This window comes from Serinicoccus chungangensis (genome assembly GCF_001483745.1).
In the GTDB taxonomy this organism is placed as follows: Bacteria; Actinomycetota; Actinomycetes; order Actinomycetales; family Dermatophilaceae; genus Ornithinicoccus; species Ornithinicoccus chungangensis_A.
Genome location: NZ_LQBL01000028.1, coordinates 170988 through 192458 on the forward strand (window position 1 = coordinate 170988; position 21471 = coordinate 192458).

Annotated in this window: 18 protein-coding genes; 7 read left to right on the forward strand and 11 right to left on the reverse strand. The window is 73.9% G+C overall.

What is annotated here, in order from left to right:
• Positions 1-62: 62 nt before the first annotated feature.
• Complete coding sequence (locus tag AVL62_RS09410; protein ID WP_058891383.1) at positions 63-926, forward strand: TrmH family RNA methyltransferase; 864 nt, start codon at positions 63-65, stop codon at positions 924-926.
• A 98-nt stretch (positions 927-1024) separates the two neighbouring features.
• On the opposite strand, the gene AVL62_RS09415 is transcribed toward AVL62_RS09410, so the two are convergent.
• Both AVL62_RS09415 and AVL62_RS09420 read right to left on the reverse strand, forming a co-directional pair.
• On the reverse strand, positions 1025-1708 hold the full coding sequence (locus tag AVL62_RS09415; RefSeq protein ID WP_058891384.1) for a haloacid dehalogenase type II: 684 nt from the start codon (positions 1706-1708) through the stop codon (positions 1025-1027).
• Complete coding sequence (locus AVL62_RS09420) at positions 1705-4461, reverse strand: DEAD/DEAH box helicase (RefSeq protein ID WP_058891385.1); 2757 nt, start codon at positions 4459-4461, stop codon at positions 1705-1707. The genes AVL62_RS09415 and AVL62_RS09420 overlap by 4 nt, the downstream gene beginning before the upstream one ends.
• A 153-nt stretch (positions 4462-4614) precedes the next feature.
• Here AVL62_RS09420 and AVL62_RS09425 point away from each other — a divergent pair, with 153 nt between their 5' ends.
• Together AVL62_RS09425 and AVL62_RS09430 are read left to right on the forward strand one after the other, a co-directional pair.
• Positions 4615-5796: an NAD(P)/FAD-dependent oxidoreductase gene (locus AVL62_RS09425; RefSeq protein ID WP_058891386.1), complete on the forward strand. Its 1182-nt coding sequence runs from the start codon at positions 4615-4617 to the stop codon at positions 5794-5796.
• A 106-nt stretch (positions 5797-5902) separates the two neighbouring features.
• Complete coding sequence (locus AVL62_RS09430; RefSeq protein ID WP_058891387.1) at positions 5903-6481, forward strand: DUF2231 domain-containing protein; 579 nt, start codon at positions 5903-5905, stop codon at positions 6479-6481.
• On the opposite strand, the gene AVL62_RS09435 is transcribed toward AVL62_RS09430, so the two are convergent.
• Entirely contained in the window at positions 6474-7820 is a 1347-nt protein-coding gene (locus AVL62_RS09435; protein WP_058891388.1) for a phage tail sheath family protein, read from the reverse strand. The two genes, AVL62_RS09430 and AVL62_RS09435, sit on opposite strands and share 8 nt — an antisense overlap.
• Positions 7821-7879: 59 nt before the next feature.
• Entirely contained in the window at positions 7880-8365 is a 486-nt protein-coding gene (locus AVL62_RS09440) for a MarR family winged helix-turn-helix transcriptional regulator (RefSeq protein WP_058891389.1), read from the reverse strand.
• 52 nt (positions 8366-8417) lie between these two features.
• Here AVL62_RS09440 and AVL62_RS09445 point away from each other — a divergent pair, with 52 nt between their 5' ends.
• Positions 8418-8834 (forward strand): organic hydroperoxide resistance protein, encoded by a 417-nt coding sequence (locus tag AVL62_RS09445; protein WP_058891390.1) that lies wholly within the window; start codon positions 8418-8420, stop codon positions 8832-8834.
• Between the two features lie 227 nt (positions 8835-9061).
• Here the strand turns inward: AVL62_RS09445 and AVL62_RS09450 are convergent, their stop codons facing one another.
• From AVL62_RS09450 to AVL62_RS09460, 3 genes are all read right to left on the reverse strand, one after another.
• Positions 9062-9403 carry a DUF2200 domain-containing protein gene (locus AVL62_RS09450; RefSeq protein WP_058891391.1) on the reverse strand — a complete coding sequence of 114 codons (342 nt, stop codon included), beginning with the start codon at positions 9401-9403 and terminating at the stop codon, positions 9062-9064.
• A gap of 63 nt (positions 9404-9466) precedes the next feature.
• Entirely contained in the window at positions 9467-9691 is a 225-nt protein-coding gene (locus AVL62_RS09455; protein ID WP_058891392.1) for a hypothetical protein, read from the reverse strand.
• A gap of 184 nt (positions 9692-9875) precedes the next feature.
• Positions 9876-10670, reverse strand: coding sequence for an HNH endonuclease signature motif containing protein (locus AVL62_RS09460; protein WP_058891393.1), 795 nt, complete (start codon positions 10668-10670; stop codon positions 9876-9878).
• A gap of 633 nt (positions 10671-11303) precedes the next feature.
• Here AVL62_RS09460 and AVL62_RS09470 point away from each other — a divergent pair.
• Positions 11304-12839 carry a trypsin-like peptidase domain-containing protein gene (locus AVL62_RS09470; RefSeq protein ID WP_153011739.1) on the forward strand — a complete coding sequence of 512 codons (1536 nt, stop codon included), beginning with the start codon at positions 11304-11306 and terminating at the stop codon, positions 12837-12839.
• Positions 12840-12852: 13 nt separating this feature from the next.
• Here the strand turns inward: AVL62_RS09470 and AVL62_RS09475 are convergent, their stop codons facing one another.
• Complete coding sequence (locus AVL62_RS09475) at positions 12853-13950, reverse strand: alpha/beta fold hydrolase (RefSeq protein ID WP_327281956.1); 1098 nt, start codon at positions 13948-13950, stop codon at positions 12853-12855.
• A gap of 54 nt (positions 13951-14004) precedes the next feature.
• Positions 14005-15168 (reverse strand): SAM-dependent methyltransferase, encoded by a 1164-nt coding sequence (locus tag AVL62_RS09480; RefSeq protein WP_083518843.1) that lies wholly within the window; start codon positions 15166-15168, stop codon positions 14005-14007.
• A 90-nt stretch (positions 15169-15258) separates the two neighbouring features.
• On the opposite strand from AVL62_RS09480, the gene AVL62_RS09485 reads away from it, so the two are divergent.
• A complete protein-coding gene (locus tag AVL62_RS09485) occupies positions 15259-18366 on the forward strand; it encodes an AfsR/SARP family transcriptional regulator (RefSeq protein ID WP_058891396.1) in 3108 nt (1035 codons plus the stop codon).
• 127 nt (positions 18367-18493) lie between these two features.
• Here the strand turns inward: AVL62_RS09485 and AVL62_RS09490 are convergent, their stop codons facing one another.
• Both AVL62_RS09490 and AVL62_RS09495 read right to left on the reverse strand, forming a co-directional pair.
• Positions 18494-19213 (reverse strand): response regulator transcription factor, encoded by a 720-nt coding sequence (locus tag AVL62_RS09490; protein ID WP_201023240.1) that lies wholly within the window; start codon positions 19211-19213, stop codon positions 18494-18496.
• A complete protein-coding gene (locus AVL62_RS09495; RefSeq protein ID WP_139720920.1) occupies positions 19210-20454 on the reverse strand; it encodes a sensor histidine kinase in 1245 nt (414 codons plus the stop codon). Before AVL62_RS09495 ends, AVL62_RS09490 begins: the two co-directional genes overlap by 4 nt.
• Positions 20455-20665: 211 nt before the next feature.
• Here AVL62_RS09495 and AVL62_RS09500 point away from each other — a divergent pair, with 211 nt between their 5' ends.
• The gene (locus AVL62_RS09500) at positions 20666-21448 is read left to right on the forward strand and encodes a DUF4352 domain-containing protein (RefSeq protein ID WP_058891398.1); all 783 of its coding nucleotides are present in this window, start codon (positions 20666-20668) and stop codon (positions 21446-21448) included.
• Positions 21449-21471 lie beyond the last annotated feature (23 nt).

Sequence of the window (21471 nt, forward strand, 5' to 3'; positions counted from 1 at the left end):
TACCCGGCACGGGAGGAGCCGGGTGACCACGGCGCCACGAAGTGTCTGGTTCGATGCGGGGTATGCCCGCCCTTCGCCGGACGCTGAGCGTCACCACCCGCAACGCGACCTTCCAGCGGTGGGAGTCGCTGCTGGGCAACCGCCGGGCCCGGCACCGGGCGGGTGAGCTCCTCGTGCAGGGCGTCCGCCCGATCGACCAGGCGCTGGCCCACGGCTGGCCGGTGCACGCGCTGCTGCGCCCGCTCGGCGGGCGGCCCTCGGCGTGGGCCGCCCGGGTGTGGGCGGACGCCGGTGGCGAGCGCTTCGAGGTCGCGCCCGGGCTCCTCGCCGAGCTGGCCCAGCGGGAGGACGAGCGGACCGAGCTCGTCGCCGTGGTCGGCATGCCCGCCGACGACCTGGGGCGGGTGCTCGGCGCGGGGGACGCCGGGGCGGCGCGGGCGGGTGCGCGGGCGGGGGTGCCGCTCGTGACGGTGTTCGACCGCCCGGGTCAGCCCGGCAACATCGGGACCCTGCAGCGCTCCATCGACGCCTTCGGGGGCACCGGCCTCGTGGTGACCGGGCACGCCGCCGACCCCTACGACCCGCGAGCCGTCCGCGCCTCGACCGGCTCCTGCTTCGCCGTGCCGACCGTGCGCGTCGACTCGGCGCAGACGGTGCTCGACTGGGTGCAGGCGCAGCGGCGGGGCGGGATGCCGATGCAGGTCTGGGGCACCGACGAGGACGGCGAGACCGACCTCTCGGCCGTGCCGTGGGAGCTGCCGACGGTGCTGGTCCTGGGCAACGAGACCCGCGGCATGGCGAAGGCGTGGCGCGAGGCCTGCGACGGCGTCCTCAGCATCCCCATGGTGGGCTCGGCCAGCTCGCTCAACGCCGCCGTCGCCGGGTCGATCGTGCTGCACGCGGCCCTGCGCGGCCGCGTGCGCTGACTCCTGCGCAGAAGCTCCACCTGTGCCGGGATGCATCCCCGCAGAGGTGCAGTTTCTGCCCACGAGTCGACGGGCGGCCGCTCGCGGCGCCTCCTGCGTCAGCCCTCGGAGGCGCCCAGCCGGCGGGCCAGGTCGTCGATCCCGCTGACGGTGAGCTCGGGGGCGGCCATGTGCCCGGGGTACCGGGCCGTGCCGCGCTCGACCCACGCCGTCCGCAGCCCGGCCGCCCGGGCGCCGTGCAGGTCCCAGGGGTGCACGGCGACGAGCATGGCGTCGGCGGGGGCGACACCGCATACCTCGAGGGCGTAGGCGTAGGACTCGGGCGCGGGCTTCCACCGCGGCGCGTCCTCGACGGTCAGCAGCCGCTCGAACCGGTCGAGCAGCCCCGCCCGCTCGAGCAGCCCCTGCGCCACCGCCGTCGACCCGTTGCTCAGGGTCACCAGGCGGACGCCGGCGTCGTGCAGCCGCCGCACGCCCGCCTCGACGTCCGGGTGCAGCGCCAGCCGGCCGAAGCCACCGAGCACGTGCTCGACCGCCCCCTCCACCTCGGTATGCCGCAGCTCCCGCGCGAGCATCGGCCGCAGCACGGCGCGCCCGACGTCGGCGAAGCGCGGGTTGTCGCCGGCCGCGGTGAGGGCGAAACCGTCGCGCAGCAACGAGGCGAACCACGTCGTGGCCATCGCCCCCGGGGCGCCCACCTCGACGAACCGGTCGGCCATCGGGCTCATGTCGGACAGGGTCTCGTTGACGTCGAAGACGAGGACGGCCGGCGCGGTGGTCATCGCCCCATCATCACCGTGCCGTCCTCGTCGGGGAAGAGCCGTGCGCGTTCCGCCGCGACGACTCGGCGGGCGAGGTCGGCCTCGCTGAGGTCGAAGGCCTCGGGGGCGCTCTGGGCGGTCTCGCTGATCCGCGCGTACCGGTCGAAGGTGCCCGCCTTGGCCGACAGCAGCTCGACCAGCCGCTCGTCGACGCTGTCCTCGGTGAGCAGGCGGTGCACCTGGACGGTCTGCAGCTGGCCCATCCGCCGGGCCCGCGCGACCGCCTGCCACTCGGTGGTGGGCTTGAGCTGCGGCTCGCACAGCACGACGACGGAGGCCGCCTGGATGTTGAGCCCGACGCCCACGGCCTGGATCTGCGCGACCAGCGCGGCTCCACCCGCGGCCCGGGAGAAGTCGTCGACGACCTGCTGGCGTCGGGCCGGGGGCACCGAGCCGGTGAGCGGTCCGAAGACCGGCCCCGGCAGGCTCGCGGCGACCCGGTCGAGCACGTCGCGGAAGTAGGAGAAGACGATGACGCGGCGGCCGTTCTCCTCCGCCTCGGCCACGACCTCGAGCAGGTGCGCGAGCTTGGCCGACCGCCGACCCGAGGCGAAGGCGGCGCGCCGCATCGCCATGAAGCTGCCCGCCGCGACGGCATCGCGGTAGGCCACCTCGTCGGCGGCGGACAGCTCCAGCCACTCCTCCACCTCGACCAGCTCGGGCAGCTCGACGAGGACGTCCTCGGTGTTGCGGCGCAGGTAGACGGGCGCGATGCGGCGGCGGAAGTCGACCGGGGAGTCGCCGAGACCGTCCAGCAGGTCGGGGCGCAGGTAGCCGACGAGCGTCGCGAACTCCCCCACCCTGTTCTCCAGCGGGGTGCCGGTGAGCAGCAGGACGTGCTGGGTGCGCGCGACGAGCGCGGCCACCCGTCGGGAGCGCTGGGCGGTCGGGTTCTTCACGTAGTGCGCCTCGTCGACCACCAGCGCGTCGACCTCGAAGCCGCCCAGGTCCTCGCCGAGGGACGCGAGCGTGGAGTAGGTGGTGACCGCGACTCCCCCGTCGGCGCGCCACCGCGCCAGCTCGGCCTGCCGGTCGGTGCCGTGGAGACGGCGCGGCTCGAGCCCGGTCTTGGCGTCGACCTCGCGCACCCAGCTGCTGAGGACGGCGGCAGGGCAGACCACGAGGAACCAGCGGGCACCCTCGGTGGCGCGGTGCGCGAGCACGGCGAGCGCCTCGACGGTCTTGCCCAGGCCCATCTCGTCGCCGATGAGCACCTTCTCCTGGACGAGGGCGAAGCGGGCGGCGAAGCTCTGGTAGCCGCGCAGCGGGACCGTCAGGTATGCCGTGTCCAGCTCCTGCGCGCGGACCGCCTCGACGACGTCCTCCGGCAGATCGCCGTGGGTGCCGGTCTCCTCCACGAGGCCGAGCTCGGAGAGCAGCGCCAGGTAGTGCGCCGGGCGGTCGGCGAAGTCGACCCAGGGGTCGTCCTGCTGGGCCCGGGCGAGGGCGTCGCGCAGCTCGCGGGCGCGCTCGAGCACGGGGAGGAGGAGGTCGAGCAGGTCCTCGACCGGGGCGTCGCCGAGGACGGCGAGATGGGTGGTGCGGTCGGTGACGTGGTCGGCGAGCGGCAGCAGCGTCTGGGCGAGGGCGACGAGGTCGGTCGCCTTGGCGGTCTGGCGCAGCAGGTCCCAGGTACGCAGCCGCTCCAGCAGGCGGGTCGTCTGCGGGGTGCGGTCGTCGGGGTCGAGGCGCACGGGCGCGTCGTCGAGGGCCAGGGTGCGCAGGGTCTGGGCGGCACCGCGTATGCGCCGGGCGGTGACCGGGCCCACGCCAGGCACCGCCTCGAGGTCGGGGGCGTCGTGGTCTCGCGCCAGGACCTGCGCGACGGTGGTGATGCCCGCGTCGGTCAGGGGGCCGATGCGCAGCCGCTCACCGGTGGCCTCGCGGAGCCGGTCGACCGGCATCTGCGCCAGCAGTCGGTCGGCGGCGACCGCGCGCACGGCCTCTCCGGCGGTGAGCGCCTGCTGGCGGGCCTCGTCGGCACGGGTGATGACCGTGGCGAGGGGTGGGAGCACGGCGGGCAGGTCCCGCAGGTCGAGGGCGTGGGGCGCGACGGGCGCGCCGGGTGCGTCGGGTGCGTCGGGTGCGTCGGGCGCGCCGGGCGCGTCGGGTGCGTCGGGTGCGTCGACCACCGTCGCCGCGTCGCCGAGCGCGACGACCTGCTGGTGGTCGGTGGGGCCGCCCAGCAGGTCGACCAGGCCGACGTGCGGGTGCAGGGCGGCGTCGGGGGCGAGGGGCAGGGTGGGCTCGCGGGTCTGCGCGTCCATCCGGGCCAGCCACGCCTCGGGGTCGGCGCCCCAGTCACGCTGGTGCAGCAGCAGCCAGCGTGCCTGCGTCTCGGCCCGGGTGCGGCGGGCGCCGAAGGTCACGAGGCGGCGCAGCCCCACGAGCGCGCGGGCGGCGTCGACCGCCCGCGGCACCCGTAGGGCCAGGTCGTCCAGCACCTCCTGCTCCGACGCGTCGAGGCCGGTCAGCGCGGCCCTGGCCACGAGCTGCCCGAGCAGGACGTCGTCCCCCCTGCCGAGGGCGAGCACCCGCCACCCGCGCGTGCCCGAGGGCCGGAGTCGCGTCATACGGGAGGTCAGCCGGGCGCCTGCCTCGTCGGCCGCCCGGGTCACCTCCTGGCGGTGTGCGTGCACGCGCTCGGCGACCGGGGCCAGCCGCTCCCCCTGCGCGACCACCACCTCCAGGCGCGCCCGCTCGTCCCTGTCCATCACCGGCGAGCGTAGCGGGGTGGTCCGACGGCAGGGTCCGCGAGCGCAGGTGGAGGTCCTCGACGACAGGCGGGCCCGCCGGGCAGCGGAGCGACGGCATACCCCGGTGCCCCGGCTAGGCTGACGAGACGCAGTCGCGAGGGACGGAGCACCATGGCACGGCACGACGTGGTCATCATCGGTGCCGGCAATGCCGGTGTCTCGCTGGCCGCGCGGCTGCTGAGGGTCGGCGCGAAGGACGTCGCCGTGGTGTCGCCGGACCGCCCGCACCTGTTCCGCCCGCTGCTCAACTACGTCGCCGGTGGTCAGGCGACGATGACCGAGCTGACGCGCAGCACCGCGGCGGTCCTGCCGACGGGGTGCACGTGGGTCCGCGACCGGGCGGTGGCGGTGCACACCGACGAGCGCGAGGTCGAGCTGGCCGGGGGCGACCGGCTGGGGTACCAGGACCTCGTCCTCGCGCCCGGCATGGAGGAGGACCTCGACGCCGTGCCGGGACTCGCCGCGGCCATGACGGCGGGCTGGTCGCTGACCGCCCACCTGGAGTCCCAGGCGAGTGCCGTGTGGCGCGCGGTCGAGGGTCTGCGGCGCGGACGTGTCGTCTTCACGGTCCCGCCGGAGCCCTCACCGTGCGGCGGCACCGCGCTGAAGCCGCTCTTCCTGGCGTGCGACCACTGGCGTCGGTGCGGGGTGCTGGACGACCTCGACGTGCAGCTGATCACACCGTTCGACGGGGTCCTGGGCGTGCCCTTCGTGGACGGCCGGCTCGCCGACCACCTGCGTGAGCTCGGGGTCAGCGTCCACCACGGCTCGACGGTGGGGGCGGTGGACCACGTGGAGCGCACGGTGACCGTGGACGGCCCCGCGGGGCGGGTGCTCGAGGACGTCGAGCGGGCGTTCGTCGTGCCGCCCTACCGCGGGCCGGACTGGCTCGCCCCGCTCGGCCGGGAGGGCTCCGCGGGTCTGGTCGACATCGACCCCGAGACCCTGGCCCACCGCCGCGCGCCACGGGTCTGGAGCCTGGGCGACGCCGCCGCGCTCGACACCCGGTCCTCCGGGGGCGGACTGCGCCAGCAGGTCGAGGTGCTCGCCGACAACATCGCCTGCAGCAGGCTGGGCAGGCCGCTGCGCCGCTACGACGGCTACACCATCATCCCTGTCACGGTGGACCGGCGCCGACTCATGCTCGTCGAGTTCGACCGCACGGGCGCCCCGGCGCCGACCACGAGCCTGGTGGACCTCACCGTCCCCCGCCGTGCGCTCTGGCTCTTCGACCGGTACGTCGAGCCGGTCATCTACTTCCGCGCGCTGCTGCGGGGGCGGCTCATCCCCTGAGCGGGGTATGCCGCGCCCTCCGTCCCGAGTGCTGCGCCCTGGTCCCGAGGTATGCCGCGCTCCGTCTCGAGGTGCGGTCGGCCGCGAGCAGGCGGACGATGGCGTCATGGAGCAGATTCAGTCCCAGCCCGTGCCCGCGATCGTGCGATGGACCGAGCGCCTCGAGCAGACCGAGGCGCTGGACGGCCCGGTGCAGGCCATCGAGCCCACCATCACCTCGGTCTTCGGGTCCGGCACGACCGGCTGGGCCCTGCGCGGCGAATGGCTCGGCCACGCGCTGCACCCGCTGCTCACCGACATCACCATGGGGTCGTGGACCTCGGCGACGGTGCTCGACCTCGTCGGCGGTCCCGCGTCGGCGCCGGCGGCGCAGCGGCTGGTCGGCCTCGGGCTCCTCACAGCCGCCCCGACCGCGTGGTCGGGCTGGGCGGAGTGGTCCGAGACCGGCACCCGCGACAAGCGGGTCGGTCTCGTGCACGCCGCGGGCAACGCGCTCGCCGCCACCGCCTACGCCGCGTCCTGGATCGCCCGCCGCAGCGGCAACCACCGCCTCGGTGCGGTGCTCGCGATCGGCGGGGCCGGGGCGTCGGGCGCTGCGGCATACCTCGGCGGTCACCTGGCCGTGGCCCGCGGCGTCGGGAGCAAGCACCCGGTCTTCGACGACCCGGCCCAGATCGTCACCTAGGCCCCGGTTCCTCGGACGTGCCCCCCGCGCCCGAGTCGCCCGTCGACGCACGCCCCTCGGTCCGCCGGTCGAAGAGCGCGTCCACCTCGTCGACGACCAGCACCGGATCGGACCTCTGCGCATGGTCGAGGATCCGACCGACGTTCTTCTCGGTCTCCTCGAGGTAGCGCGAGACCACCCGGCCCAGGTCCACCCGGTCGAGACCGACGCGAACCGGATCCACCGGACCGCTGCTCGCCCGACCCCGACCGGCCGGCGGCACCGCCTGGAGGGTCAGCGTGTGCACGTCGAACTCGGCAGGACGCACCGGTGCCATCCAGAACGACACCACCACACGACCTGCGCGGACGTCGGCCTCGGTCATGCTCTGGCCCGGCCCGCAGCGCACCCCGCAGGCCTCGTCGACCCTCGACCCGGCGAACGCGCCCTGCCGCCAGAGGGCGTGCAGGAAGTCCTCCGACAGCCGCCGGACGTCCGCCCACAGCGCCGCGTCACCCGGCCGGTCCGCTACGACGTCCAGCCCCGCGGTGAGCGACGCCAGGACGTGGTCGGTGAGCCGCCGGACCGACAGGTAGCGGGTCGCCGGGTCACCGGTCTGCGCCCCGGCGAGCGTCCGAGCACCCCACACCAGCCGCCCCCGCCCGGGGAGCTCGCGCAGCGCGTTCACCCCGGCGCCGGTCAGCTCCTCGGTCCGGGCGCGGTCGAGCGCCTCGGTGAACCCCTCGATCCCCCGCAGCTCGACACCGGCCGGGGCCTTCCACACCCCGCGCTGCGCGTCGGTGCGGGCGATCACCCCGGCCACCGCCCCGCTCGGCGGCACGGCCAGCCCGTCGACGACCACCCAGGGGTGGTAGGCCGCGGCGCGCTCCCGGTGCTCGCCCACCTCGTCCAGGCTCGCGCGCACCCCGGAGGTCCAGGGCCCCGGCGGGAGGTCGAGCAGCAGCACCGCCCGGTATGCCGCACACCACCCGAGCGCGACCCGCACCTGCTCGGGGTGGTCGGCGGTGAGACCCGGCACGACCAGCACGGTGATCCCGGAGTCGTCCAGCGCGTGCAGGCCCCCAGGGCCGTCCGGAGGCACGAGCTGCTCCGGGGCAGGGCCGGGCGCCCGGACGACGACGGCCTGGGCGCCACCGTTCGCGAAGAAGAGGTCGACGGCGTGACCGAGGGGACGACCCGCATCGAGACCGGGACCGAAGACGGCGTGGTACTCCGCTGCGCTGCTCACGGTGACCGGGGAGTCGAGCGGGCCCTCGTCCGCGACACCGACGAAGCCGGTCACGGACGTGGGGAGCGCCTCGACGGGGGCGAGGGCGCCGCCGGGTGCGGGAGGGGGCATACCGGTAGGAGCCGTCGACGGCCGCTGAGATACATCGGACGAGCCGATCTGGCGGACGGTCAGCGGGTCCGGGTCCGGTCGTCCTCCAGGGCGTCGATGACGGTGTCGAGCAGGGAACGCAGGGCGCGCCCCTGCTCCTCGGTCATGCCCATGCCGCCGGCCAGCCGCTGCGGCACGTCGGCCACGCGCTCGCGCAGCTGCCACCCGTCGTCGGTCACCGAGACCAGCACGCGCCGCTCGTCGCGAGCGTCACGCACCCGCGTGACCAGACCGACGGCCTCCATCCGCTTGAGCAGCGGCGTGAGGGTGCCGGAGTCCAGGTGCAGGCGAGCACCCAGGTCGCGCACGCTCAGCGGCTCGGCGGAGTCCCAGAGCGCGAGGAGGGTGAGGTACTGCGGGTAGGTCAGCCCGACCTCGTCGAGCAGCTCGGCGTAGCGCCGGGTGACCGCGCGGGAGGCGGCGTAGAGCGGTAGGCAGATCTGCTCGTCGAGCGCGAGCTGCGGGTGGTCCTCCGCCCGCCGGCTCGTGGGGTGGCCGTCGTGCATGCCGTCATCGTAGCGTTTGCACGATTCGATTGCGCGCAATACAGTTGTGGGCATGGATACTCTCTACACCGCTACCGCTCTTGCCACCGGGGACGGCCGCAACGGCCGCGTCGAGTCCAGCGACGGGATCCTCGCCGCCGACGTGCGCGCCCCGAAGGAGATGGGCGGCCAGGGCGGCGCCACCAACCCCGAGCAGCTCTTCGCCGCCGGCTACGCCGCGTGCTTCCACTCCGCCCTGCGCAGCGTCGCCAAGCGCTCCGGCGCCGACGTCACGGACTCCGAGGTCGTGGCGGACGTGTCCATCGGCCCGAACGGCGAGGGAGGCTTCGGCCTGGCCGTCGGCCTCGAGGTGACGCTCCCCCAGGTCGAGCGCGCCGAGGCCGAGAAGCTGGTGGAGCAGGCCCACCAGGTGTGCCCCTACTCCAACGCGACGCGCGGCAACATCGAGGTCACCCTCACGGTCGCCTGAGTGCCACAGGTATGCCGCCTCGTCGCCCTGGCAGGTCCAGGCCAGGACGGTGGGGCGGCTGGCCAGGACCGGACCGTCGTAGGGACGTGTGCGCGGGACCGGCCGCATGGGGTGCGGACGTCCAGGTCAGGAGCGCAGCGCCCTCAGGAACGCACGACCCTCAGGAGCCCAGCGCCCTCGGCGACGCAGAACCCTCAGGAGCGCAGCGCCGTCGGATCGCAGCGCCGTCAGGAGCGCAGCACCTTCTCCATCGGCCGGCCCTTGGCCAGCTCGTCGACGAGCTTGTCGAGGTAGCGGATCTGCCGCATCAGCGGGTCCTCGACCTCCTGGACCTTGACGCCGCATACCGATCCGGTGATCTGGTCGACGCGCGGGTTGAGGTCCGCGGCCGCGAAGAAGTCCTCGAAGGTCGTCCCCTCGGCAAGGTGTCGGCTCAGCTCGGCGTCGTCGAACCCGGTCAACCACTCGAACACCTCACGCACCTCGGCCTCGGTACGCCCCTTGCGCTCGGCCTTGGTGACGTAGTGCGGGTACACCGAGGCGACGCTGACGGTGAAGATGCGGCTCATGTCAGATCCTGGCCCTCGGGTGCGGGTGTCGATGAGTGGGTCGTCGTGGCTGTCAGGCCCGGGTCAGCGGCCGGAGTCCTCGACGGTGCTCTGGCGACCGTGACTGGCAGTGGCATCGCCCTTCGGCTCGTCACGGTGCTTGTCCTCGGCCGTGGCGTCGTCCGGGCCGGTGTCGTTGGTGTCCGGGGTCTCGGGAACGGCATCGGCGCCCCCGCGGATGGTCTCCTCGTTGAGGGAGCCGGAGCCACCCTCGGAGACGGTGCGGCCCTGGTCGGAGTCATGGGTCATGCTCCTCAATCTACGCGCTGGCGAGCCGATGGTCGTGGCGACCGGTGACCAGCGATGTGGGTCTGGCGGTGGCCGCGGCCCTGTCCGCTGGTGAGAGGTGCGCAGGCGGGTGGACCGGCCTCACGCGGACGAGCAGCACGCAGGCCGGTGGCCCGGCCCGCGTGGGGCCGGGTGTGGGGCGGGGTCATCGCAGTCTCCAGCGGACTCCGGTCGCGTCTACGTCGGCGGTGGTGTCGTGCTGGTGGACCCAGGTGTGGTGCCGGGGGCAGAGGAGGGCGTAGTTGCCCAGGTCTGATCGGCCACCTTGGGCCCAGTGGACGACGTGGTGGGCGTCGCACCAGGTCGCGGGCACGTGGCACCCGGGGAAGGTGCACCCGCCGTCCCGGTGGGCCAACGCCCGCCGCTGGCCCGGGGTGACCAACCGTTTGGCGCGGCCGAGGTCCAGGATCTGCCCGGTCTCGCCGAGCACGGCGGGGATGATGTCGGCCTCGCACGCCAGCTGCCGCACCTGGTGGGCCGGGATCGCCCCGTCGTGCACCGTGCGTCCATCACCGCCCAGGGCACCACGCAGCTCCTGCAGCCCGATCGTCACCATGACCTGCGCCTTGGGTGTCGTCGGCTGCCCCTGGGCACCGGCGACACCGCGGCGGAACACCGTCATGAACGCGTCGTAGCGCCGCTGACCCGCCGTCCGCAGGTCCAACTCGGCCACCGAAAGGCCACCATCGCCGATGTCGCCTCCCTGAACAGCGTCGGCCTGCATGGCGCCGCTCCCGATGCCGCGCCCCGGGACGCCACCTCGCCCGGCGTCGCCACCCTGCGCGCCGTCCTCCCGCCGCACCGGCGCAGCCAGGGGTGACATCAGCACGGCCCGGATCGCTTCGTAGTCGGCGTCGCTGCCCACGGTCACCACGAACCGGCGCAGCGACCCGTCCGCCAACGACGACTCGTGCACGTCCCGCAACTCATGCTTCACCACGGCGCGTGACACCTGCTCCTTCTCGGACAGGCAGGTCGCGACGAGCTTGGAGGTGATCCTGCCCAGGTCCTTCTCGTCGAACTCCTCCCGGCCCGCNNGCGGTCCGCGACGCCAGCCCCGGGCATACGCCCCGGACCCAGTCCACGTCGGAGAACCCGGCCTCCTGGTGCAACCCCCGCCCCAGACCCTCCCGCACCACCGCCACCACCAACGCCTGCGTCCGCGCCGCCACCCCGTCCAGGACCCCCAGCACCTCACCCAGCTCACGCTCCTGCAACAACGCCGGCGAGGCGAGCGCCGCCGCGGACCGCTCGACCGCCTCAGCCAACTGCGCCACGACCGCGACCGCACCACCCCCGGCGCCGCCGTCACGGCCGCCGGTGGCCTCACTGCCCCAGCTACCCCTCATACGAACAAGTGTACGAACCACCTCCGACACACCCTCCCTCGTCGGGCGTCGTGTCGACGGATGTCGCATCCTCCGCCCCCCCGGCTCCTTTTCACAGCCACCGCCTTCTCGACATTCGAGTCGTGAGTCTGTGACTCTTCCGCGATCACGCATTCCGTCCTATGCTTCTCCTCGCCTCCTGGGGAATGTGAGGAGGTTTCGTCTGTATCCGTGAGCAGGGACCCGTGAACGTTCAACCACCCTTGTCCGCGACCCCTGCAGCACGGGCTCGCGTAAATCCTCTCCTCCTCGTCACCCTGGGGGCGGTTCTCGCCGTCGTCATCGGGCTGGGCGGGGTCTATCTCGGCATGACGCTGCGCGGCGACAGCACCGCGGCCCCACCCGAGACCGAGCCGGTCGCCGCCGCCACGCCCGACCCTGTGGTCGCCACGGCGGAACCGGCCTCCGACTCCCTCAGCACCGACGAGCTCGCTGACCGCTACGCCTCGGGGGTGTTCAAGGTCGAGGTCGAGGGGTGCAACATGAGCGGCTCCGGCTCGGCCTGGGTCCTCGACGAGCACCACCTGGTCACGAACTGGCACGTCGTCAGCATCGACCCGACGCCCGAGCTGGTGAGCCGGGACGGCAGGACCACGATGACCGGCACCGTCATCGGCGGCCGGACCGAGCCCGACATCGCCGTCATCGAGGTCGACGAGCCCATCCGCGGGGCTGCCCTCGACTGGGCCGACACCGACGACCTGCGGGAGGGCGAGGAGATCGTCTCCCTGGGCTACCCCGCTCCCGCCGGCGACTTCTCGGTCACCCCGTCCACCATCCTCAGCTTCCAGATGGACGGGTCCACCCGCGAGGCCATCCGGGGCGACGGTGCCCTGGACCACGGCAACTCCGGCGGTCCGGCGCTGACCGCCGACGGCGAGGTCGCGGGGGTCGCCACCGTCATGGTGCGCGAGGCCAACCAGCTGCAGATGGTGCCGCTACTCTTCACCACGGACGCGCTGCGGTCCACGGTGCAGGACTTCATCGACGACCCGCAGACCGTGGAGGAGTCCTGCGACGAGGAGGTCGCCGAGCTCCCGGACGAGTGGGGTGACGACTTCGAGGACTGGTCCGCGAGCGGCCCGGACGCCTACGGGGACGACGCCACGCTGGACGCCCTGTGGGACTCGTGCGCCGCCGGGGACCTGGAGGCGTGCGACTCGCTGTGGTGGGACTCGCCGATCGGCTCGGGGTATGAGGCGTTCGCCGCCACGTGCGGGGGCACCAGCGAGGCCTCGCACGGGAGCTGCGTCTCGGACGCCGAGTGGGCTGCCCAGGAGGCTGCGTGGGAGGCGGAGCGGGTCCAGGACGAGGCCGACCGGGCCGCCGACGAGGCGGCAGAACAGGCCGCCGAGGAGCAGGCCCAGGCGGAGGAGGAGGCCGCCGTCGCGGCCCTGCTCTCCGTCTGCGAGGCGGGCGACATGCAGGCCTGCGACGACCTCTACTGGCAGTCCGCGTCGGGCAGCGAGGCCGAGGCCACGGCCGCGGACTGCGGCGGACACTTCGCGGACTACTGGGGCTCCTGCGTCGACCGCGAGGCCGAGGCCGGTGAGATCGCGACGCTGGTCGGGTCGTGCGGGGCGGGCGACATGCAGGCCTGCGACGACCTCTACTGGCAGTCACCGTCGGGCAGCGAGGCGGAGGCGATCGCGGAGGACTGCGGCGGCCGCTACCCCGGCGAGGGTGGCTCCTGTGTCTGGTCCGAGGAGGAAGAGGAGTAGATCACCGAGCGTGTCAGACCTCGGTGCCGAGCAGCTCCGAGAGGTGGCCGTCGAGCTCGGCGAGGTAGGACTCCTCGAACCCGAAGAGCCCGAAGTGCCCGGCCACCGAGTGCAGGACGCGCAGCTCGCTGCCGGGGACCAGCTCCTGCTCCCGGGCGCAGTCGCGCGGCGGGAAGAACATGTCCTCGTCGATGGGCAGCACGAAGGTCGTGGCGGTGATCCGCCCGAGCGCCGCCGCCAGGTCCCCGCCGGTATGCCGCGCGACGTCCCCGCGCTGCCACTTCCACGCCATACTCAACAAGGCGTTCGGGTCCATCGCGGCGAACGTCGGCCGCAGGAACCGGTCGCGGAACTCCTCGAAGGTGTCCCAGGTGACGTCCGGCAGCTCGATCCCGCGCCAGAACTCCGAGCGCCAGAACTCGGTGGACAGACCGACCACCGCCCAGATGTCGGCGTGCCGGCGCAACCCCTCGCCCACGTCGGCCGGGGAGGCGTAGTCGCCGCCGTTCCACCCCGGGTCCGAGGTGATGGCGTCCATGAGCGTCTGGGTGAAGAGGAAGTCGTGCGGGGTGTTCTGCGCGGTGCCCGCGATCATCGCGGCGCGCTGCACCTTGTCCGGGAAGCGGACCGCCCACTCCCACGTCTGCTGGGCCCCCATCGAGCCGCCGACGACGAGCGCGAGCCGCTCGATGCCGAACGTCTCGCGCAGCAGCTGCTCCTGCGCGCGGACGTCGTCACCGATGCGCACGTGCGGGAAGCCCGCCATCGCGATCTCGCCCTCGGCGGTGTGCGGGGAGGTCGACAGCCCGTTGCCGATCTGGTTGACGACGACGATGAAGTAGCGCGACGGGTCCAACGCCCGCCCCTCCCCGATGTAGGTCAGGTCCCAGGTCTGGTGAGTGCCGGAGAACCAGGTGGGGATGAGGATCGCGTTGTCCTTCGCCTCGTTCAGCTCCCCGTAGGTGGCAACCGCGAGCTGGAGGTCCGGTATGACGCCACCCTCCTCGAGCTCGAACCTCCCGAGGCTGTGGAGCTCGTAGGCGCCCTGCACCTCGGGTGTGTAGAAGGGGTTGTCGATCGGCATGGCGGACTCCTCGTCGAGCGCGGTCACGGTGGTCGTGAGCCTAGCCGCAAGGGCCCGCCGCCGGGAAGAGGTACCACGTCGTCAGGCGCGGGCCTCCAGCACCATGTTGAAGTCGTTCTCCGCGGCCCGGCGCACCGTGCCGAAGCCGGCCTCGGTGAGCACCTGGGTCAGCTTCCTCTCGCCCGCCTGCGACCCGAGCGCGAGACCGACCGGCTGGGACAGCGAGTTGGCGGTGCACAGGAACGTGGAGGCGGCGAAGCTGACCGGTGCCATCGGCACCGTCGCCAGGGTCGTCGACAGGTCGTCCGCGGCGAGCGGCTCGACGAGCAGCAGCCGACCGTCGGCAGCGAGTGCCCGACGGGCGTGCGCCGCTGCCCCGACCGGATCGCCCAGGTCGTGCAAGGTGTCGAAGTAGGTGATGAGGTCCACCTCCCGGTCCGGGTAGCTCTGCGCGTCGTCGACCTCGAAGCGCACCCGGTCGCTCACCCCGTGCTCCTGCGCACGGCGTCGGGCGACCTCGACGGAGGGCTCGTGCGCGTCGTAGCCGACGAAGCGCGAGGCGGGGAACGCCTGGGCCAACAGCACCAGCGGCGCCCCGCGACCGCAACCGACATCGACGACCGTGGCCCCGGCCTCCAGCCGCTGCGACAGGCCCTCGACGGCGGGCACCCACTCGGAGAGCAGACTGTTGCGGTAGCCGACGCGGAAGAATCGCTCGATCGCCTCGAAGATCGCCGGGTCCTGCTCCGACCACGGGATGCCGTGCCCGGTGCGGAACGCCTCGCTGAGCCGCTCGGTCCGTCGGTGCAGACCGCTGATGAGCGGGGCTGCCCCGATCATCGCGGCCGGCGAGTCGTCCGAGGCCAGGACGGCGGCGTGCTCCGCCGGGAGGGTGAAGGTGCCGGCGTCCGGGTCGTGGAGCAGGATGCCGACGGAGGCCTGCTGCGCGAGCCACTCGCGGACGTACCGTTCTGCGGTGCCGGTCGACGCTGCCAGCTCGGCCGGGGTCACCGGGCCGGAGCCGGCGAGCGCGGCATACAGTCCGACGCGGTCGCCGACGGCCATCATCGCGGCGGTCGCGCCCCCGGCGAGCATCATCGCGATCTGCTGCGCGAAGGCGCCGACCTGCTCGAGATCGAGCTCGGACGAGGCCGCCTCAGTGGCGCCCGGGGTGTCGGCCGGGGTGCCGGCCGGACCGCCGTGGTCGGCCTGGTCGGCGTGGTGGGGTGCTGTGTGCGTGGTCATGTCGCCTCTCTCTCGTCGTGCTGACCGTCCCACCGTGGACCGCCGCGCTTGCACGGCGCTGTCACCCCACTGTCAGGCAGACTGGTCGACGTGCCCCAGCTGCGGTTCGGCGTGCTCGGCACGCTGGAGGTGCTCGTCGACGGCCGACCGGTCCACGTCCCCGCCGGACGTCGTCGGGCGGTGCTGACCTGCCTGCTCGTGCACGCGGACACCCCGGTCTCCACGGACGCCCTGGTCGAGGCGGCGTGGGGCGACGAGCCACCGGCCGACCCACGCGGCGCGCTGCAGACCGTGGTCTCCCGCCTGCGGGTGCTCCTCGGACCGGACGCGGTGCAGACCGTGGAGCACGGCTACCGCCTACCGGCTCCCCCGGCGCAGGTGGACGCCCTCGAGCTGGAGGACCTTCTCGCCCGGGCTCGGGCCGCCGAGCCTGCCAGCGCGTCGGTTCTCCTGGAGCAGGCCCGGGCGCTGTGGCGAGGGCCGCCCTTCGGTGCGCTCACCGACCGGGAGCCGGTGGTGGCCGCAGCCGCACGACTGGAGGGTATGCGGCACGACGCCACCGAGCTGCAGGCCGCGGCCCTGCTCGACCTGGGTGAGGAGGCCGCCGCGGTGCCGCTCCTGGGCGAGCTGCTGGCCGAGGAGCCCTACCGCGAGCGCGCCGTCGGCGTGCTGGCGCGGGCCCTCTACCGTCTGGGACGGCAGACCGAGGCGCTCGACCTGCTCGACCGGCACCGCCGCCGCATGGCCGACGAGCTGGCGCTCGACCCGTCCCCGGAGCTGGTCGACCTGCAGGCACGGGTGCTGGGGCACGAGCTGGAGGCCCCCGTCGCATCCCCGGCCGGGCGACCCCGCCGACGGGACGACCCCGACCTCTCGGACACCGCCGAGCCGGTCGACGGCCCAGCGGTGGCAGGACGAGCACCGGGGCCCGCACCAGGGCCAGCGCCCAGGCCCTCGCCGCCGGACTGGCTCCGGGGAGCGGCCCCCCTGGTGGGGCGGGAGGACGACCTCGCCCGCGTCCTGGAGGCGGTGCGGGCTGGTCCGCTCACGACGGTGACGGGCCCGGGCGGTGTCGGCAAGACCAGACTCGCCGGGGAGGCTGTTCGCCTCATCGCGCGCCAGTCGGCGCTGCCGGTCGTGGTGACCGAGCTCGCCGGCGCCGGGCCCGGCGAGGTCGCGACCACCCTCGCCGGCGCGCTGCGGCTGGGGCGCCGGATCGCGGACCCGGCCGAGGCGGTCGTCGACCTGCTGACGATCGCTCCGCACGTGCTGGTCGTCGACGACGCGGAGCACCTCCTCGGGGAGGTCGCCGAGCTGCTCGCCCAGGTGGCGCGGCGGTGCAGCGGCACGCACGTGCTCGTCACCAGCCGCCAACGCCTCGGTCTGGGCTCTGAGGTGGTGCTGCCGCTCGAACCGCTGGCGGTGCCCGGCCCGGACGACGGCGACGGGCTGGGCACCTCGGCGGCGGTCCGCCTCTTCACCGACCGGGTGCGGCGGCTGAGCCCCGGGTTCGGCGTCACCGCGGACAACGCGGTGGCGGTGGGCGAGCTCTGCCGCCGTCTCGACGGGCTGCCGTTGGCGCTGGAGCTGGCAGCCGCGCGCACGGTGACGCTGGGGCTGGAGGAGGTCCTGGCCCTCCTGCCGACACCCGACCGCGCCGATGACGGGCACCTCACTCCGGGGGACAGCCTGGCACCCGGCCGGGCCGGCACTGGGCGCGTGACTCCGCAGGACGGCCCGCCACCCCCGGCTCCCGACGGGCTCGGGCTCGACCGGACGGTCGACTGGTCCTGCCGGCTCCTCGACGCCGAGCAGCAGGTCCTGCTGGCGCGGCTGTCCGTCTTCGCCGGTGACTTCGACGTCGAGGCGGTCCGGGCGCTCTACGCCGGTCTCGAGGTCGCCCCGGACCCGGGCGCGGCCCTGGCCGGACTCGTGGAGGCCTCGCTCGTCTCAGCGCGGGTGGAGGGTCCGCGCGCGCGGCACCGCTTGCTGGGCGTGGTGCGGGAGTATGCCGCTCGTCGGCTGCGCGGACGCGGGACCGAGGAGGTCGCGGTGCAGCGGGCGCATGCGACCTGGGCAGCCACCGAGTGCGAGCAGGTGGCCGAGGTGTGGGCCACTCAGGACGGGGCGCTCCTCGCCGGCCGGCTCGAGGAGCTGGTGCCGGACGTGGTGGCGGCGCTGCGCCGCACGGTGGCCAGCACAAGGACCGCCCGCTCCGCCCCGGTCCTGCTCGTCGCGCTGCGGACCGCCGGCGCGGTGGGACGGTGCCTGCACTGGGTGCCCCCGCCGGACCTCGGCGACCTCCACCTGGCGGTCGCCGAGCTGGCGGTCTCCCGGCTGGGGCCCCGCGACCTCGCGGTCGGTGACGCACCGGTCGTCGCGAACGGTGTGGGGGCGGGCGCGATGGTCGCGGTCGAGCGGGGCGAGCTCGACCGGGCGCGCCGACTGGCGCTGGCCGGGCACCAGCTCGTCGGCGGGACCGACGAAGCCATGGTCTGTCTGGTGCTGGGCGTGGAGGCGATGTACCGCGGGGACGCCGCCACCTGCACCGAGTGGTTCACCCGCCTCGGCCGCCTCCCCGGACTCGCCGGTGAGAGCCACACCTCCCGGGCGCTGATGGCGCTGTATGCCGGTGACCTGGCGGCAGCGCAAGACCACCTCGCCGTGGCGCGCGCAGCCGCGGGCTCCGGCGCGGACGCCTCGCGGGCGTTCGCGCTGTATGCCGAGGGGGAGGTCATGGGAGTCACCGACACCCAGGCGGCGACCGACCGCTTCCGGGAGGCGGCGGCCTTGGCCGCCCAGATCAGCGCGGCCCAGGTGAGCAAGGTGGCGCGGCTGGCGCTCTTCGCCCGGCTGGTGCGCGACGGTCACCGCGGGGAGGCACGCACGCTGGGCGGGGCGTTGCTCCGTGACCTGCAGCGCACCGGGTCCTGGGCCCAGATCTGGACCATGCTCCGGGTGCTGGCCGAGCTGCTCCTCGAGGAGGGCGAGGCCTCGGGCGCCGCCTTCCTGCTCGGTGCGGCCGAGCAGGATCCCTCTGCTCCTCCCCTGATGGGTGAGGACATCGCTCGGCATGCCGCGATCCGGCAGCGTCTGGTCGACGAGGTGGGAGCGGGCGTGCTGGAGCAGATCGCCGCGATGGCGTCCGCGACACCGCGGCCCCACGTCCTGCGCCGCGCCCTCACGCTGCTGACCTGAGAGCGGCCGGAGCTGCCTCCCGCTGATCACCCCGGCCCCCGGCCGAGGAGCCATCGACTCACCCCGAGGGAACGCGACGCGGGGGCCTCAGCTCACCCCGAGGGAACGCGACGAGTGGGGCCTCGCCTCACACCGAGGCGAGCGCGACGAGGACGGCGACCTGGATGCGGTTGCCCACCCCCAGCTTGGTCTGGATCGAGGACAGCTGGGTCTTCACCGTGCTCTCGCTGACGTAGAGGCGCTGGGCCAGCTCGACGTTCGACAGGCCCTGCGAGACGAGGGTCGCCACGTCCCGCTCGCGGTCCGTCAGCCGGGCCAGCGCCTGGCGGGCCTCCACGCACTCCGGGGCCGAGGAGACGGTGTGCAGGTGCTGCATGAACTGCCGCGCCGTGCGCTTGGACACCGCTCCCTCCTCCGCGGCGACGGCGAGCACATGGGCGACCAGGTCGTCCGGCGACTCCGTCTTGAGCAGGAAGCCGCTGGCCCCGGCAGCCGCCGCCCGGAACGGCTCGTCGTCGCTGTCGAAGGTCGTCAGCACGATGACCTCCGGCGGTCGCGCCAGCGCCCGGACCCGCGCCGTCGCGGTCAACCCGTCGAGACGCTGCATCCGCACGTCCATGAGCACCACGTCGGGCCGGTGGCGCTCGACCGCCGGGACCGCCTCGTCGCCGTCCGCGACCGAGCTGACCACCTCGATCCGCCCCTGGCTGCCGCGCTGCAGGATCATCCGCAGCCCTGAGCAGACCATCGGGTCGTCGTCCACGAGAAGCACCCGCACCGGCCGATCCACCACCGGCCGCTGCCCCGCCGGCCCCTCTCGCTCTTCCCACCCCTCCGGCGTGCTCATGCCGCGTCCCCCGACCAGGGCAAGGTCACGGCGACGCGGAAGCGCCCGCCGTCGGTGCTCACCTCGCTCGTGCCGCCGAGGATCTCGACGCGCTCGTCGATGCCGCGGAGTCCGGACCCCGCACCCTCGACACCCGCCGGGACGGGCACTCGGACGGAGGTCGGGTTCGACGACTCGATGCGGATGCCCTCGCCCGGGCCTCCCGACACCTGCAGCCGGACCAGCTCGCTCGGCGCGTGCTTGCGGGCGTTGGTGAGCAGCTCCTGGACGATGCGGTAGACCGAGTGAGCCAGGACGGGGTCCGCCTGGTCCGCGGAGTGGAGGAAGACCGTCGACGCCACCGGCACCCCGGCGTCGGCCATGTCGTCGATGACCGAGGACAGCTGGGAGAGCGATCGCACCGACACCGGCGACAGCGGTGCATCGCTCGCACCGGCCGCCGGGTCGCGGAGCACCCCGACGAGGGAGCGCAGGTCGTCCATGGCGCGCTGGGCGTTGTCGCGGACGGCGCGGGCGCTCTCCCGCAGCTCAGGGTCGTCACCCGCCGCGACCTCGATGCCGCCAGCGTGCAGCACGAGCAGCGACAGCCGATGACCGATGACGTCGTGGACCTCCCGGGCGATGAGCTCGCGCTCCCCCTGGCGGGACAGCTCGGCGGACAGCGCCCCGGCGGTGGCCCGCTCGACCGCGACCTCGTGCCGCGTGTCGTCGATCTCGTGCCGGGCCCGCAGCCAGAAGCCGACGACGACGGGGACCACGATGACGACGAGGTAGACGACGCTCGCGGCATACACGTTGAAGTCGACCGGGTCGGTCTGGACGGTCTCGGTCGAGGAGAAGAAGCGGACCAGCGACGAGGCCGGCGTGGGCCCGAGCGCGTCGCGCACGAACCACACCGTCCCGCCCAGCACGTGCAGGAAAGCGAGCGTCTCGGCCTCGTTGCGCTTCTCCCGCACCAGCACCTGCGGCAGGACGAGCGCCATGACCGGGCCGATGGGGAAGATGAGCTGCAGGAAGCCCAGGCCCCACGCCGTGTTCGCGAGGTCTTTGCGGCGCAGGAGGAGCAGGAACGGCGCGCCGAGCGCGACCAGCGTGGACAGCCCCTGCACCGCGTCAGCGGCACCTCCCACCGGCCCGGTCCACGCCCAGACCCGGTTGCGCTCCTCCGCCGAGCTGACCGAGAGCACGGTGATCATCAGGGCGGCGAACACCATTGCCGCCGTGCGCGCCCAGTACCTCACGCCGCGGTCCCTGGGTGCCCGCCCCCTCGTCCTGTCCTCCATGTCGCGAAGGCTAGAGGCGAGCGCCGACAGACCCGTCAGCCACTCGGGCAGCCTCGCCGCGGCATACCTGACCGATCGGTCAGTGCGATCTGCCCGGACGGCCGATGAGAGTTCCACCGTCCGCGGGTGGACTGACGACGTCCATCCCGCGAGCACCAAGGAGGCTCCCATGAGCACCCCCGACCACACCCCGCACCACCAGCCCGGTTCCCCCGGCCCCCAGACGACGTGGGGCCACGACGAGCCCCCGAGGCGCAGCTGGTTCGCCCGGCACAAGATCATCACCGGCAGCCTCGTGGTGCTCGGCCTCTTCATCATCATCGGCGCGTGGGGCGGGGACGAGGACCCCGCCGACAGCGCCGCACAGCCTTCGGCCACGAGCACCAGCTCGGCCGAGGAAGGCGCGGACTCGTCGGCCGGCTCGCCGGGATCGACGGCCGACGAGTCCGCTGCCGAGGAGGCGCCGGCCGAGACCTCCGTCGAGGAGGGGACGACGGAGGACGCGGCGGAGGCGCCGGCCGAGGAGGCTGAGGCGCCTGCCGAGCAGGCGGGCGGTGACCCGCAGCAGGGTGACGTCGTACAGATCGGTGACTTCGAGGTGAGCGTCACCGGTGTCGAGGGCGGCCTCGCCCAGATCGGCGACGACATGCTCGGCGAGGAGGCGCAGGGCCAGTTCGTCAAGGTCATGGTGACGGTGGAGAACACCGGTGACGCCGCGGAGTACTTCCTCGACAGCGAGCAGAAGCTCATCGACGACTCCGACCGGCAGCACTCGACCTCGTCCGCCTCCTGGATGCTCGACGAGGAAAGCCTCTTCCTCACCGAGATCAACCCCGGCAACCGGGTCGAGGGCGTCCTGCTCTACGACATCCCCGCGGACGCGGTGCCGACCGCGATCGACCTGCAGGGCGGCTTCTTCAGCTCGCCGGTGCGGGTCTCGCTCGACGGCTGACGGGGGGGTATGACGATCGGGCT

Coding starts and splice junctions, on each gene's coding strand:
- AVL62_RS09410 (WP_058891383.1), top strand. CDS start 63: ATGCCCGCCCTTCGCCGGACGCTGAGCGTCACCACCCGCAACGCGACC.
- AVL62_RS09415 (WP_058891384.1), bottom strand. CDS start 1,708: ATGACCACCGCGCCGGCCGTCCTCGTCTTCGACGTCAACGAGACCCTG.
- AVL62_RS09420 (WP_058891385.1), bottom strand. CDS start 4,461: ATGGACAGGGACGAGCGGGCGCGCCTGGAGGTGGTGGTCGCGCAGGGG.
- AVL62_RS09425 (WP_058891386.1), top strand. CDS start 4,615: ATGGCACGGCACGACGTGGTCATCATCGGTGCCGGCAATGCCGGTGTC.
- AVL62_RS09430 (WP_058891387.1), top strand. CDS start 5,903: ATGGAGCAGATTCAGTCCCAGCCCGTGCCCGCGATCGTGCGATGGACC.
- AVL62_RS09435 (WP_058891388.1), bottom strand. CDS start 7,820: ATGCCCCCTCCCGCACCCGGCGGCGCCCTCGCCCCCGTCGAGGCGCTC.
- AVL62_RS09440 (WP_058891389.1), bottom strand. CDS start 8,365: ATGCACGACGGCCACCCCACGAGCCGGCGGGCGGAGGACCACCCGCAG.
- AVL62_RS09445 (WP_058891390.1), top strand. CDS start 8,418: ATGGATACTCTCTACACCGCTACCGCTCTTGCCACCGGGGACGGCCGC.
- AVL62_RS09450 (WP_058891391.1), bottom strand. CDS start 9,403: ATGAGCCGCATCTTCACCGTCAGCGTCGCCTCGGTGTACCCGCACTAC.
- AVL62_RS09455 (WP_058891392.1), bottom strand. CDS start 9,691: ATGACCCATGACTCCGACCAGGGCCGCACCGTCTCCGAGGGTGGCTCC.
- AVL62_RS09480 (WP_083518843.1), bottom strand. CDS start 15,168: ATGACCACGCACACAGCACCCCACCACGCCGACCAGGCCGACCACGGC.
- AVL62_RS09490 (WP_201023240.1), bottom strand. CDS start 19,213: ATGAGCACGCCGGAGGGGTGGGAAGAGCGAGAGGGGCCGGCGGGGCAG.
- AVL62_RS09500 (WP_058891398.1), top strand. CDS start 20,666: ATGAGCACCCCCGACCACACCCCGCACCACCAGCCCGGTTCCCCCGGC.